Source organism: Crassaminicella indica, from assembly GCF_019203185.1.
Classification (GTDB): Bacteria; Bacillota; Clostridia; order Peptostreptococcales; family Thermotaleaceae; genus Crassaminicella; species Crassaminicella indica.
Genome location: NZ_CP078093.1, coordinates 35807 through 51331 on the forward strand (window position 1 = coordinate 35807; position 15525 = coordinate 51331).

The following is a 15525-nucleotide window of genomic DNA, read 5'->3' on the forward strand; positions in this document are numbered from 1 at the left end:
TTATGTTGTAAAAGTCAAAGTTCTATCAGCCATTACATGATAAAATGGCTATAATTACAGTATACCACATTCACTAAAAATTAAAAATGAGTCTAGAGAATACTTCTCTAAACTCATGAAAATTCCTTTCATATAAAGCTTAAGCCTTTGGAAGATTAATTCCATAGAATATTTCTGTCATTTCTCTATCTAATTTCTTAATAATCTCTTCTTTTTCTTCTATACTTAAATCTTCTTCATTTTTTTCAAACAAATAATTATCCAACTTAAAATCCTTTAACTTCATCTTTGTATGAAATATATTTGATTGATAAATATTCATATCAATTAAACTGTATCTTTTTATAGTTTCTTCAGCAATAAAATCTTGTATAGAATTGATATCATGATCTATAAAATGCTTTTTACCATCTATATCTCTTGTAAAGCCTCTCACTCTATAGTCTATGGTAATAATATCCGAATCAAAGCTGTCTATTAAATAATTCAAAGCCTTCAGCGGAGAAATTTGACCACATGTAGCAACATCAATATCTACCCTAAAGGTACTAATATCATTTTGCGGATGACTTTCAGGATAAGTATGCACAGTTACATGACTTTTGTCTAAATGTCCAACAATATTTTCACGAATAGGTGTTATGATTCCCCTATTACAAGATGGATCTAACACATATAGAGGAACTTCTTCTTCTGAAATCAATAATGTTACACTTGCTCCTTGAGGATCATAGTCTTGTTTTGCAACATTTAATACACTTGCTCCTATAATTTCTGTAACATCCGTCAATATTTTTGTTAATCTTTCAGAATTATACTGTTCATCAATATATTCAATATATCTTTTTTGATCTTCTTCTGTTTTTGTATAACAAATATCATAAATATTAAAGCTTAGTGATTTCGTTAGATTATTAAAGCCATATAATTTTATCTTGTTTGTAATATTTTTTGCCAATATTATTCCTCATTTCTATTTAAATTCTAAGAAAAATTATATCTTGTATCACTGTAATGTCAATACAAAACCGCAAAAAACATCATAATTTTTATACTCTATAAATTAATGCATCATATACTATAATACCCTAAAAGCAAATACTTTTTCAATAGATAAAAAATATTTATTTATGTTAATTTTTAACACACCTTTTCTCTGTATATTTTTCTAGATCAGTTTACAAGTTTGACTAAGCAAAATTCTTCAAGGATTTAAGTGTCTGATTTTGTTATTTATATTCAATTAATTTATGATTTCTTGTAAAATGGTATGCTTTTTATTCTTTTGAAATTATTTCATAGTAACTTAACAATCTATCTGCAACTTTCATAAACATATAGTTTTGAGAAAGGTAACATCTTAAAAAAGTAGCTAATTCAGGATCATTTTTATTAATTTTAACTTCGTTTAATAAATTATAGGTTCGAGAACAGGCATCAATAAATCTATCATTAATCCATTTACAATCAAAGTGCTTTTCATTATAACATAACAATTTACTATGCAACTTATTTTTTTCTGAGTAAAGTCTTTCTAGTAGATATACACTATCAATATAATCTTTATCAAAATCTAAAATTTCTTTGATTTCTTCATAATATAAACTAGTGTATAATAAATGGTATGTGCATAAAAGATTAAATCCTGCATTTCTAGATTTTTTTGCCTTTATCAAACTTCCTTTCATGCTATACTTGAATGAATTAAACATTAGAGAGTCTTCTGGCTTAATTTTAAATTTAATAATTTGTGTTTCTTTTTTTTGCAGTTCCGTATATAATTTTTTATTGTAATCAATAATTTTTTGTATATCTATACGATTATTTTCTTTATCTTCTAATATTATTTTTGATAATTCATTCTTAATAAATTTATAATCTAACATATCAGAGCCATATCTACTATTTATTACCATTACATCTTCAAATGATTGTTTATTACATTCTCTAGAATGTTTTTCCATAAAGTTATACTCTGGTAATGAGTCTATACTATTACTAATAGTATACTCTAGAGCAAATATGTCGAAAAAATTATTTTTTGTCAAGTTATTTAGTTCTATATTAATAATTTCTTTTTTTACATTATATAGTTTACTTCTTAATACATCATAATTTTTTTTAGCTATAGTATATAATACATCAGGTGTAACAACTCCTTTTTTTAGTTTGTCATAATTCAAAGCATAATTTGACAATTCATTAATTGCATCATAATTGCTTATAACAAGATAATTATTGCCTTTTTTAAATTCTAAGTCTGCCCTTTCTAATTTATCTTCTATTAAATCAAAGACATATTTAATTTCAGGATATTTATCTTTAACACAAATAGCTTTTTGATAATTTTTTTTTGCTAAATCCTCATATTCTTTTGTATATTCCAACGAATAAAACGATTGTAATTGTCTATCTTGATTTACATTGAAATTATTTTTAAACAAAGAAGCTTTCTTTACAAAATTAGTTGAAATTTCATCTTTTGTAACAATTTGGTTACTATTGCCATTAAATACTTTAGTACCAATTAAACAATATATAATAACACCCATCAATAAAAGAATAATTATTATACAAATATTTTTTTTCATAATGAACACCCCCTAAAGTCTCTTAATATATTCGACACTGTGGGATGAAATCCATTTTTATATTCAAAATATTTAGTAAAATCAACGCTTACAAATTATAAAATTTGCTAAATTAACCAAAAACGTTATATAGCAAATCCAGTAGATATCAATAAGATATTTTCTACTGGATTTTTAAATTTGATATTTGGGTGTTTTCTATTTTTATTCAAGAAAATTCTTTTTTTATAAACCTACTACTAGTTACATTAAAATCTATTTATCCCATCCTTAGTAACAATTCCCTTGATTAAAGTTTTCGCTTCAATCTTCTCTTTGACTATTGTATAAGCATCTAAAATCATATCTGTAGCTATTTTTTGTTTTTCTACACTATTTGCATGAATAGTAGCTACTTTTTCTCCTTTTTTTACAAAATCTCCAATTTTTTTGTGAAGAACAATTCCTACAGATAAATCTATTTCACTTTCCTTTGTTTCACGACCTGCACCAAGCACTAAAGCTGCTCTTCCTATATCATCAGCCTTTATTCCTTTTACATAGCCTTCTTCATTAGCTAGTACAGGCTCTACAATACTTGCAGTAGGAAATAATGATGGGTTCTCAACAAACTCTTCATTTCCCCCTTGTGCTTTCACAAGCTCTTTAAGCTTATTTATACCTTTTCCTGATGCAATAATCTCTTCAAGTACCCTTCTTGCCTCTTCAACAGTATTGGCTTTTTCTCCTAAAACAAGCATGTGTGCTCCTAAAGTTAAACACAATTCTGTAAGGTCTTTAGGTCCTTTCCCTTTCAAAGTATCAATAGCCTCTTTCACTTCTAGTGCATTTCCAACAGCAAACCCTAAAGGCTGATCCATATCTGTTATTACTGCAATTGTATTTCTACCAATATGTGTTCCTATATCGACCATTTCTTTGGCTAAAGCAAAAGCATCATCTTCGTTCTTCATAAAAGCACCGCTACCTGTCTTTACATCAAGAACAATAGCATCTGCTCCTGATGCTATCTTTTTACTCATAATACTGCTTGCAATTAAAGACATATTGTCTACTGTTGCAGTTACATCTCTAAGAGCATATAGCTTTTTATCTGCTGGTGCTAAATTAGCAGTTTGTCCACCTATAGCAATTTTCTTTTCGTTTACATTTTGTATAAACCTTTCAACAGACATATCTACCGAAAAGCCTTCAAATGACTCTAATTTATCAATAGTTCCTCCAGTATGTCCAAGCCCTCTACCTGACATTTTTGCAACAGGTGCTCCAGCTGCCGCTACAATAGGACCTAATATCAATGTAGTCGTATCCCCTACACCACCTGTACTATGCTTATCAACCTTTACTCCTTCGATAGCTGATAAATCGATTATCTCTCCACTATCTACCATTGCCTTTGTCAAATCAGCCGTTTCTCGTTTATTCATCTTTTGAAAATAAATAGCCATCATTAATGCTGAAACCTGATAATCAGGAATCTCTCCTTTTGTATATTCTTGTATAAAATAATTGATTTCTTCTGTTGTCAACTCTTCTCCATTTCTTTTTTTCATAATCAAATCATACATTCTCATTATAATCACCTCATATTTTGCAAATGTTTTCCTTATCCTTAAATGCTAGATATTAATATCCAGCATTTTCATCTTTCTTTCCTTCAACAATAGCAATAGAAGCACTAGCTCCTATACGATTAGCTCCTGCCTTTATTACTGCATCTGCATCTTCTCTTGTTCTTACACCCCCAGAAGCTTTAACACCTAAATCAGGCCCTACTGTTTTTCTCATCAATGCTATATCTTCTACTGTCGCTCCACCTGTTGAAAAACCTGTTGAAGTTTTTACAAAATCAGCTCCAGCTTCCTTTGAAATTTCGCATGCCTTTATTTTTTCTTCATTATTTAAAAGACAAGTTTCTATAATAACCTTCACAAAAGCTTTCCCTTTTGCTGCATTTACCACTGCCTCTATATCTTCTTTTACTACATCATATTTTTGGTTCTTTAATGCACCAATATTAATAACCATATCTACCTCTTGTGCACCATTTTCAATTGCTTGTTTTGTTTCAAATGCTTTTACTTCTTTAGTTGTAGCCCCTAGTGGAAAACCTACAACAACACATGTTTTTACATTTGTCCCTTCTAACTCTTTTCTTACTAATGAAGTATAGTATGCATTTACACATACTGAAGCAAATCCATATTTTCTTGCTTCAGCACAAACTTTTTTTATTTGTTCTTCTGTAGCTTGTGGCTTTAATAGCGTGTGATCAATATATTCTTGTATTTTCATTTGTATCCTCTCCTTTTATTTTATTATTTAAATTTTTATACCTTTTTATTAAAAACATGTGATCGGTTACATATCTTTGTAACTCAAGATGTGAATGATATCATTCACATCTATTTTTTTCAACATATTTTTCTGAACCTTTTAATACAATCTCTGGCAAAAGAATCACTCTTCTGATCTCTTTCTTTTTTTTATCATTTAGACTATCTATAAGCATTTTCATTCCTGTTCTTCCTAGTTCTAAAGTTGGACCATTAATAAAACTAATATTCATCCCTATAATGTTCAATACTTCCAATTTATCAAATCCTATAATTGCTATATCCTTTGGAACATTAATTTTATTTTCATAAAGTGCTTTTATACATCCTAAAATCATCATATTGCTGCTTACAAAAATAGCAGTAGGTGGATCTTTCATTTTTAATATTTCATTTGTTATATTATAAGCATTTTCATATTTATATTCTCCATAAAAAATATATCTTTCCTCTAAAGGAATATTATACATAGATAATGCTTTTTTATATCCAATAAATCTTTCTTTTGCAGGTCTTGATTTCATATGCCCATTAATTATAGCAATTTTTTTATGTCCAGCTTTAATTAGTGCCTCTGTTCCATCATAAGCACCCTTTATATGGTCAATAAAAACTCCACTAAAGCTTGTATATTTTACATGTCCGTCTATTAAAATAATAGGTATTCCAAAATTTTCTAGAGTTTTTAAATATTCACTATTTAATTCATCTTCAGTAAAAGTAGGTGTAATTATAATTCCTTGAATTCTCTGCTCTTTTAAAAGTTCAAGAGCTTTTAATTCCTTTTCTACATTATCATCTGTATTAAATAAAATAATATTTAAATTATATTCATCTGCTACTTCACTGATTCCCTTTATCACTTCTCCAAAGAACGGGTCATTGATCTCAGGAACGATTACCCCTATGGTGTTAGTTTTTTTTGTAGATAAGCTTCTTGCAATAGCACTAGGCGTATAATTTAATTCCTTTATTGCTTTTAAAACCTTCTGTCTCGTTTCGTACTTTACATAACCTGAATCATTTAAAACTCTTGATACAGTTGCACGAGATACTCCTGCTTCCTTAGCAATATCATTAATTGTAACAGGCATTTTGTTCCTCCGTATTCTATGCAACACCATAAAATATGTTACCGATTTCATATTCATTATAAATTAAATTTCAATAAATTTCAATCGAAAATATCTATAGCTGTATTTTATAACATTTTGCTGTAACACTTTTTTTTATGTATTCATAATATGTACTAGTCAAAGCTAGCATAAAACCAAAAAGGAGGTAAACAAATAAATGAGTGATTTATACAAACTTGGACAATCCAAACAAGGTAATCTAGAAAACGTTGGTGAAGAAATTAGATTAGACATAAACTTAGATGTAGACCCCTTTTTAAATACTGGATCTATTACAGGAACAATTACTGATCCTGATGGCAATCCCGTTTCAGGAGTTTTAGTTAAAATTTTAGATAACAACAACAACCCACTATATCATACCCTAACAGATGATACAGGCTTTTACAATATATCTGATATCGTTCCTGCATCTGAGCTTAGATTTAGCATGATTAAAACTGGTTATCTTCTTAATGATACAACCTCTTTTTCAATAGTTGCTGGCCAAACAATAACTATAAACGCTACAATACACCCTGATCCAAATGCAGAATTATCTACTATTACAGCTCATATATATGATGAGTTAGGAAATCCATTAGAAGGTGTAACCGCTTCTATATCAAAAATTGTTGCTGGTGAAGAAATACCATATGCTGTAACTACTACTAATGAATATGGTCAATGTGCTTTTACTAAGGTAGAACTAGGAAGTTATATTGGAAGAGCAACAAAGCAAGGATACCATCCTACTATGATTGAAATTCAAGTAACTCAACCTGGCTCAATAATAAATCTTACTGGAACTATGGAAATATCTCCTACTACCTCTCAAGGAACTATCAACGGTGTCATTAAAGATGATGATGGCAATCCTGTAATAGGTGCAGTAGTTATATTATATGAAGTTACTGGTGATCCTGAAAATCCAACATTAACTCCAATAAGGTATACAAGAACAATATCTGGTGGAGCATACCTATTTGGAGATGTTCCGCAAGGTAAATATATTGTAAAAGCAAATAAAGAACAATAAGGTGAGGTGATATTATGGCTGAAAATAAAGATCTTTATAAATTAGGGCAATCTCAAACTGGTTCTATAGTAGATTTAGGTCAAGAAATTCGTATAGACTTAGAACTTGAAGATAATATTTTTAGTGATTCTGGTACCGTCTTTGGTAAAGCTTTAGATGTCAATGGAGATGGAATACCAAATGTCACTATAAAAATAACAGATACAGATTTTAATCCAAAATACCATACGATTACTGATGATTCTGGACAATATACTATAGCTGAAGTAGCAGCAAACAATCAATATCTAATATTTGCATCTAAAGATCATTATGATTTAAAACAAGGCACTCCATTTACAATGCAAGCATCTCAACAAATAGAAAGAGACTTTGTGCTGACTGTTGACCCAGGTTCAACAAATAGTCTAGTCGCTGGTGAAGTATTAAATATGAGTGGAGAACCACTTGAAGGAGCTACTGTAAGGTTATATGATAATAATGAATCTAATCCAACATTAATAAAAACAACCCATACAAATCAATATGGTCAATATGCCTTCTTTGATGTTGCACAAGGAATGTATCAAGTTACTAGTTCATTATTAGGCTATACAAACACTAGCACATCATTTATTATAGATGGTCCAAGTCAAGTTAGAAATATAATCCTAAATATGCCTGTAGATCCTGTAGGAAGAAAGGGAACTATCAATGGTATTATAAAGAATAAAAATGGTCTACCAATTGCAAATGCTTATGTAATCCTATTTGAAGTGATTACAGATGAAGAAGGAAAAGAAACATTAAATCCAATCAGAACTACTTGGACAAATTCACAAGGTCTATATCTATTTGAGCAAATACCTGAAGGGAATTATAAAATTAAAGCAAACAAAACAGAACAATAACAAACTGTTTATAAATGGGTATATAAAAAATTATATACCCATTCCCTATAAAATATATGTGAGGTTATTTGTATGGATCAATATATATTAGGTCAATCAAAAATTGGTGGTATTACAGACGAACATCCTGAAGTAGTACTCAATCTAAACCTAAAAAAAAATGCTTACTATGATAACGCACTTATATATGGAAATATCTTAACTTTCAATGAATGCCCCATAGAAGGTGCACTAATAAGTTTCTTTGATGAAAATGATGAAAAAATAGGCTCCGTATATAGTTCTAAAGAAGGTTTTTATGCTTACTTTGAAGTAAAATTGAATACAAAAGTGAAAATCATTACAGAAAAATCAGGCTATAAAACTAAAATAAGTGATTTCATAGAAATATGTTCAAGAATGATAAACTTTAACATCTATTTAAAAAAATCACCTATGTCTAAATATGCCTTCATTTCAGGTCACTTAGTAGATAATAACAACAACCCTTTAAAAGATATTACTGTATATCTTTTAAAGAATACCTGCAACAATGAAAAAAAAGTATACAAGGCTACTACTACAAATATTTATGGGCAATTTGTTTTTTCAGATATACCAAAAAATATATATGAAATATTTATAAACAATCCAAACTTTGAAATCCATAATGAATTCATTGAAATTAAACAGACAGATAAAATTTTCGATATCAACATAAAGCTTAATAAAAAAGATATAAAAACTAAAATAACAGGTCAGATTAAAAATGATAATGATATTCCAATCCCAAATGCTTTAGTAATATTATATAAAGTTGATAATGACAATAAATTCATTCCTATTGCACATACTATATGTGATGAAGAAGGAATATACTGCTTTACAAACATTCCTTTTGACAATTATATAGTAAAAGCCAAGCTATAATTTTCATTTTAAAATACGGGTGTATTGCATAAAAAAACAAAATTACTTATTATATTGAATAATTAGCGTTTAGATCTAAATAAACGAAGAAAAAGTAAACACATTTTTGATAATGCTTATTCATTTCTTTTTTTTTATAATATCTATTTTGATATAATAACATAGATAAACAACTTCAAGGGAGGATTTCATTTGGAAGGTTTGAGAAAAAAACTAAAGCAAATAGATAAAAAAGGCTATAAAGCCTATAAAGAGATTCAAGGTAAATATAAAGGAAATGATTTTCTTCTTCATATTGATCATGTCCAAGCAGACCCTTTTGCCAGTCCATCTCGTATAAGAGTTGAATTTTCAAAGGATATAGTAAAATTTGAAGAAGAACTTTATAAAACAAAATATAGAAAAATTGCCTTTGAAGATTTTTTTGCTAGAGAAGTAGCCAAAAGAATTCAAGCTTATAGTACAAATAAAAGTGGTTCTGGAAAGAGTGGATTGATCCTCATAGATGCACCAGGTCAAGAAATTCTAAAAAGAACTGCTGTAAAAGTAGATCATCAAAAAGTAGAATTTCGTTTGTCCGTTGGTCTTCCAGCAAGGGGTAGAACTATTTTGGGAAATCAAGCTATAAAGCTTCTTTGTGATGATATTCCTAGTTTAATTAAAAAAGCTGTTTTTGAATACGATAAAGAACAACTAATTAAACACCTATTACTAACAGATAAACAACAAGCTATTAGAGAATTTTTATATAAAAACAAATATATTTGCTTTATAGCAAATGGTTCTATTTTACCAAGAAAAAGTGGGATAAGCAACAAACCACTTAATCATGATAGAGTTATTCCTTTTGTATCTCCAGCGTCTTTAGAAATTGAAATTCCAATTCCTCACAGTAAACCAATAAAGGGCATGGCAATTCCAGAAGGAATAACCCTTATTGTGGGAGGAGGTTATCATGGAAAAAGTACTCTATTAAAAGCAATTGAGCGAGGAATTTATAATCATATACTCGGTGATGGAAGAGAATATGTAATAACTAATTATACTGCCTTTAAGATAAGAGCAGAAGATGGAAGAAGTATTGAAAAGGTAAATATATCTCCTTTTATAAATAATCTTCCATTAAATAAAGATACTACAAGATTTTCTACAGAAAATGCTAGTGGAAGCACCTCTCAAGCCGCTAATATTATCGAAGCTTTAGAAATAGGCAGTAAAGTTTTACTCATTGATGAAGATACTAGTGCTACAAATTTTATGATTCGTGATGGTCGTATGCAAGAATTAGTCGGAAAAGAGAAAGAACCCATCACCCCTTTTATTGATAAAGCAAGACAGTTATATAAAGATCACAATGTTTCTACTATCTTAGTAATTGGTGGTTCTGGAGATTATTTTGATATTGCAGATTACATAATTATGATGAATGAGTATCTTCCTATCGATGTAACAGAAAAAGGAAAAGACATTTCCAAGAGGTTTAAAAATATAAGGAAAACAGAAGGTGGAAATATATTTGGAAAACTTACCCACCGCATCATTCAAAAGCAAAGCTTTAATGCTTATAAAGGAAAAAAAGAAAAAGTGGATGCAAAAGGACTTCATACAATTATCTACGGAACAAATCATATTGATCTGTCATTTGTAGAACAATTAGTAGACCCTAGTCAGACACGTGCTATTGCCCTTATGATAAAATATTTGTCAAAAAAATTACAAAATCATGCAGTCCCCCTTTCAATTCTTATTGAAAGCTTATATGAAGAAATAGAAAAAAATGGACTAGAAATAATTTCTCCATATATTGGAAAGCATCCTGGTAACTTAGCACTCCCTCGAAAATTTGAATTATCTGCAGCAATCAATCGCCTGCGTACCCTTAAGGTAAAGTAAAAATAAACTTAGCATTTTTTATTGTCTAATATTAAAGCAATGCTATATATAAAGGATGAATCAAAGTGATAAATTTTAAAAAGCTTTTTTACTATTTAATTGGCAGCGTCTATATTCCTGAAGAACTATTTAACAGCAATGAAAAAATACTGCTACATATATCAGATACCCCATCAAACTTTTTTTCTGTATTAAATTATTTACTATCAAAATTAAAGCCTACATATATTGTTCATACGGGAGATTTAGTTGATAATATAAAGCTTGAAATATACCCTTATCGATTAGACGATTATATAAAAAAAGTAAATCGTATTATTGAAATTCTAGAAAATTCTTCTGCTAAAAATATCTACTTAGCCCTAGGCAATCATGATAACAAAAAAGTTGTTAATAATATAACAAAAAGAAGTCATATTATAGAAAAAAGTGGTATAATTAATATTGAAGATATAGAAATAAAAATTAGTCATTTTCCTAATGAAATAAAAAATTCTACAACACAATATAACTTATTTGGACATGATCTTACTATAAACAGTAAAATTGAAGATGAAAAAATATATCTTAATGGAATTTTAAGCATAAATATTATTCTACTAGAAAGTAAAAAACTATTTACTTTACCCTATCCTTATGGCACAGATGACAGTAGATTGGGCAGGTTTAGAATCGGATTTTAAGGGGGGATGCTATGTTTTCTATTGTAAGAAGTGGTCCAAAAATTTTCATTTTAGAAAGCAGCTGTATTCATGAAGCAATCGAATATTTTAAAAATCATTTTAACGCTTTTCAATGTAATATAGATACAGCCTTTGAAAAATCTAATGAAGATAATATTGTTATACTATTAACAGATAAAATGAAAGAAACCATTTATCTAACAGATATAAAAGATATCTTAGTAGTAAAATGTGAAATTGAAGTCGTTCTAAGTCATATTCTAAATAATAAAAAATATAATTTGATATCCTGCTTGAGAATTGCCCCAAGAATCATTATGATGAGATACTTTGGAGATATAGAAAAGGTAATAAACGAATTAAAAAAAGATTATAATGCTCAAATAGGAACTTTTGATGAAATACTAGAGAAAAATAACAAAGGTACAGTTATTGCCTTCACAAAAAATTCTCTAAACACTCCAATAAGTCTTTCATCTATATATGAAAATTCTTTATTTATTCATAAAAATTATTCTACTCTAATAAAAGATTTAAACATTCATGATTTAAAATATTTGAATATTGGATTAGATAACAAAGATTGGTATGAGCTGCATATTAAAATATATGATAGCTACGGAGAATATGCCCTTCACTATAAAAGACTTATTCATATAATGGAAAGCTTAGAGCTTGGTTTGATCCTCGGAGAATCCTGGGGAACAGATGCAGCTACCATATTTTATTCTGTTGGCGTTTATAGAATCAGATTTTTTACATTCTATGATCCTCAATACATAAAAAAAATACTTTTAGGCTTAGAATATCTAGAAGATGATACAAGAATTGTTGATTTAGATCTTTATCATAAAAGAAGAAAAATTCATTGGAGCGATTTGAAAAATCGAGAAAAAAAAGATAAAATATCTTTAAGCAAACTATATAGAAATCATATAATTTCAAAGCTAGAAAAGAATTCATTAGAAGAATTATTTGCATTGGAAAAAAAGATTTTAACTACAAGATACTAAAGCCATTCCTCTTAAGAGGAATGGCTTTAGCTTTTAAGCTTGTTCTACATAATAATTATAAACTTCTTGAAAGGAAAAGCCTAAAAGCTCCCCAAGATTTATAAACCTTGCAAATAAACGCACATAAATCGATAAAGACAACACATAATCATCTTGCAATATAGCATGTTTTAAATCTTTTATATCATCAAAAATATATGAAAAAAGCTTTATAATGCTATTCTCCTTTTCTATTGAATTGATTGCTTCACCATTTATAACATTGAAATGATGTACATTTCCAATAGAAAGTAAAAATTTTAAAGCATCTATATATCTAATCATTAGCTTTTCCTTTGGAATATTTTCTTTTACTTTAAAATATTTATAGCATTTTGTAAGATTGGCAATCTCACCAGTTTTAACTTGAAGAGCTAAAAATCGCAAATCAAAAACATTCTCTTTTCCAAGTGTATCCTCTTTTATATCTGTAAACTGTTTAATATTATTTTCAATAATCTCTTGTACTTTAAAAAGCTGATTTAAATCCATAAATAACTCTCCTTTTTACTGCATTATACGTTGGTATTAGTACTAGGTACTATATAATAGCAACTTCTATAATATTATCTCATTTATTGCTCTTTGTAAAGTATATTTTATAAATTAGAACACAAGTTCCAATAAGTATGCTATAATATATCAGAACATACGTTTTTATTACTTTAAAAAGGATGGTTTCATTATATGACTGGTAAAACACACATGCTATTTGGTTCTGTAGCTAGTTTATATTTACTTCCAAAATTAGGCTATGAACCAACAATCGCTACAACTACAGCAGCTTTAATAGGTTCTTTGATTCCTGATATGGATCATCCAAAAGCAAAAATTAATCAAAAAATTCTGCCTATGAAGAATAGAGCTGGAAAAGTATTATTTTACTGTGGCATTGGAGGTTTTTTACTTTATCAATATGGCCTTGATAATCGTTTAACTTTTGCCTTAGCGATATTATTAATTATGATTGGCTTATCTCAGCATAGAAGCTTTACCCACAGTATTTTAGGAATAGGTGCAATTTCTTCTATTGCTTTTTTTGTTCTGAAAAACACCCTTCCACTATCAATGATTTTATCTTTTACAATTGGTCTTATCTCCCATCTAGTAGGAGACTTTATGACAATCGCAGGCATTGAGCTTTTTTATCCTTTCAGTAATAAAAAATATCGATTTATATTAACTATTTCTTCTAGCAATATGGCAGAACCATTTATTTGCATTTTCTTGATCTATTTAATCGTAAACTTTTATATGCAAAATAACTTTTCTATTAATTTTATACATAATATGTTTAACTACATCTATTAAAAAACCACTTTTCGAAAAAGAAAAGTGGTCTTTCATCATTTATTCCTTTATTCCATTTAGTACTCCATTCAATACTACCCCTACTATTGCTGCAAGACTTAAACCTGATATTTTAACAGATTCTGTTATAGGTATTGCAATAGCTATACCTGTATAGCTTTCAATATAAGGAGCACCTAGTCCTAATATTAAAATAACAGCCATAACAATAATATTTTTAATATCAAATGCTACCTTCTCATTTTTGATTGTTTTTATACCAATTAATGCAATCATACTAAAAAGCATCAAGCTAATTCCACCCATTACCGGTACTGGAATAGTTCTTAAAAAACCACCTATTTTAGCAACAAATCCTAATATTACTGCAAATACAGCTGCAAGTCTTAATATAGAAGGATCATAATTTTTTGTAATTGCAAGAACACCTGTATTCTCCCCATAAGTAGTATTTGCTGGCCCTCCTATAAACCCTGCAAATAATGTTGCAAGTCCATCTCCTAAAAGAGTGCGATTCAAACCTGGATCTTCAATAAAATTCTGCCCTACTACTTGACCATTAGTCGTAATATCACCTATATGCTCCATAAAAACTGCAAGAACTACTGGTGCAATAATGGCAATAGCCCCTGCTTCAAATTTAGGAAATGTAAAATTTGGCATTGCTAGAATAGGTATTTCTTTTACCTCACTCACATCAACAATTCCTATTTTCATAGAAACTAAATATCCTACTATTACACCTATCAAAATAGCTAATTGCTTCGAAAATCCCTTTCCTTTTAATGTAATCATCAATGCTACAAAAAGAGTAGTTGCTGCAACAACAAAATTGTTTTTTGCCATATTATAAGCTACAGGTACAAGATTTAAACCAATTACTATAATCATTGGCCCTACTACTTGAGCTGGTAAAAATCTTTTTATTTTATCAACACCTATTTTTTTTATGATAAAAGACATCATTACATATAGTAATCCTGCTATAATAATTCCACCTTGTACATAGGTCAGGTCCCCATGATACATTTCTTTAACAGTCAAAATAACAGGTATGAATGCAAATGATGATCCTAAAAATACAGGAACTTTTCCTTTTGTTACTAGATGGAATAACAATGTTCCCACTCCTGCTGCTACTAATGCTACCGATGTGTCAAGTCCTGTTAATATAGGAACTAACACCGTTGCTCCAAACATAGCAACTAAATGTTGAAGTGCTAATATTACTTTTTTTACTGATGCTAGTCCTACTGTAGCCTTTCCTTCCTTCACATTAGATTTCGTTATTATATTTTCTGACATAAAAAAAACCTCCTTTTGATTTTTTAAGGAGAAAGTATCACATTTCTCCCTTCTCAGCCTCTCTGGACCGAATTAAAAGGCAACATTTTTTAATTACATATAAAAAACTTCTTGCCTACTGGCAAGAAGCTCTACTCATATACAAAAATACATAAGTATTTTCTATATCTATCTTGCCAGCCTCTCTGGACTGAATTAAAGATCCCTTTTAAATTCTACGTAATTATAGCATCTTTTCTTGCTTTATGCAATATAAATTTTTAAAACATCTATACATTTTATGAACACAAAACAACACTATTGTTTTTTTCATTAACAACCTATTACTCATATGATATAATTATGAGTAGTTATGTCTAATTTTTTATACTTTTTTCTTTTTGTATTTTAGGAGGGGTTTA

The 15525-nt window shown here is 28.8% G+C and carries 14 protein-coding genes; 7 read left to right on the forward strand and 7 right to left on the reverse strand.

The features are described from left to right. Nucleotides 1-139 precede the first annotated feature (139 nt). The 5 genes from speD to KVH43_RS00170 form a co-directional block, all read right to left on the reverse strand. Nucleotides 140-946, reverse strand: a complete 807-nt coding sequence (gene speD / locus KVH43_RS00150) for an adenosylmethionine decarboxylase (RefSeq protein WP_218284031.1) — start codon at nt 944-946, stop codon at nt 140-142. 331 nt (nt 947-1277) lie between these two features. After that, on the reverse strand, nt 1278-2591 hold the full coding sequence (locus KVH43_RS00155; RefSeq protein ID WP_218282987.1) for a hypothetical protein: 1314 nt from the start codon (nt 2589-2591) through the stop codon (nt 1278-1280). 248 nt (nt 2592-2839) lie between these two features. Further along, nucleotides 2840-4165 (reverse strand): pyrimidine-nucleoside phosphorylase, encoded by a 1326-nt coding sequence (locus tag KVH43_RS00160; protein WP_218282988.1) that lies wholly within the window; start codon nt 4163-4165, stop codon nt 2840-2842. A 52-nt stretch (nt 4166-4217) separates the two neighbouring features. Further along, nucleotides 4218-4886 carry a deoxyribose-phosphate aldolase gene (gene deoC, locus KVH43_RS00165; protein WP_218282989.1) on the reverse strand — a complete coding sequence of 223 codons (669 nt, stop codon included), beginning with the start codon at nt 4884-4886 and terminating at the stop codon, nt 4218-4220. 100 nt (nt 4887-4986) lie between these two features. Beyond that, entirely contained in the window at nt 4987-6021 is a 1035-nt protein-coding gene (locus KVH43_RS00170) for a LacI family DNA-binding transcriptional regulator (RefSeq protein ID WP_476695945.1), read from the reverse strand. 199 nt (nt 6022-6220) lie between these two features. Here KVH43_RS00170 and KVH43_RS00175 point away from each other — a divergent pair, with 199 nt between their 5' ends. The 6 genes from KVH43_RS00175 (at nt 6221) to KVH43_RS00200 (ending at nt 12469) form a co-directional block, all read left to right on the forward strand. After that, the gene (locus KVH43_RS00175; protein ID WP_218282991.1) at nt 6221-7081 is read left to right on the forward strand and encodes a carboxypeptidase-like regulatory domain-containing protein; all 861 of its coding nucleotides are present in this window, start codon (nt 6221-6223) and stop codon (nt 7079-7081) included. A gap of 14 nt (nt 7082-7095) precedes the next feature. Beyond that, a complete protein-coding gene (locus tag KVH43_RS00180; protein WP_218282992.1) occupies nt 7096-7971 on the forward strand; it encodes an MSCRAMM family protein in 876 nt (291 codons plus the stop codon). Between the two features lie 72 nt (nt 7972-8043). Further along, complete coding sequence (locus KVH43_RS00185; RefSeq protein WP_218282993.1) at nt 8044-8880, forward strand: MSCRAMM family protein; 837 nt, start codon at nt 8044-8046, stop codon at nt 8878-8880. Between the two features lie 192 nt (nt 8881-9072). Then, on the forward strand, nt 9073-10773 hold the full coding sequence (locus KVH43_RS00190) for an ABC-ATPase domain-containing protein (protein WP_218282994.1): 1701 nt from the start codon (nt 9073-9075) through the stop codon (nt 10771-10773). A gap of 65 nt (nt 10774-10838) precedes the next feature. Continuing rightward, nucleotides 10839-11456 carry a metallophosphoesterase family protein gene (locus tag KVH43_RS00195; RefSeq protein ID WP_218282995.1) on the forward strand — a complete coding sequence of 206 codons (618 nt, stop codon included), beginning with the start codon at nt 10839-10841 and terminating at the stop codon, nt 11454-11456. A gap of 11 nt (nt 11457-11467) precedes the next feature. Then, the gene (locus tag KVH43_RS00200; protein ID WP_218282996.1) at nt 11468-12469 is read left to right on the forward strand and encodes a hypothetical protein; all 1002 of its coding nucleotides are present in this window, start codon (nt 11468-11470) and stop codon (nt 12467-12469) included. A 33-nt stretch (nt 12470-12502) separates the two neighbouring features. Here the strand turns inward: KVH43_RS00200 and KVH43_RS00205 are convergent, their stop codons facing one another. After that, on the reverse strand, nt 12503-13000 hold the full coding sequence (locus KVH43_RS00205; protein ID WP_218282997.1) for a dUTP diphosphatase: 498 nt from the start codon (nt 12998-13000) through the stop codon (nt 12503-12505). A gap of 195 nt (nt 13001-13195) precedes the next feature. Here KVH43_RS00205 and KVH43_RS00210 point away from each other — a divergent pair, with 195 nt between their 5' ends. Then, entirely contained in the window at nt 13196-13819 is a 624-nt protein-coding gene (locus KVH43_RS00210) for a metal-dependent hydrolase (RefSeq protein WP_218282998.1), read from the forward strand. A gap of 39 nt (nt 13820-13858) precedes the next feature. On the opposite strand, the gene KVH43_RS00215 is transcribed toward KVH43_RS00210, so the two are convergent. Beyond that, nucleotides 13859-15124 (reverse strand): uracil-xanthine permease family protein, encoded by a 1266-nt coding sequence (locus KVH43_RS00215; protein WP_218282999.1) that lies wholly within the window; start codon nt 15122-15124, stop codon nt 13859-13861. Between the last annotated feature and the right edge of the window lie 401 nt (nt 15125-15525).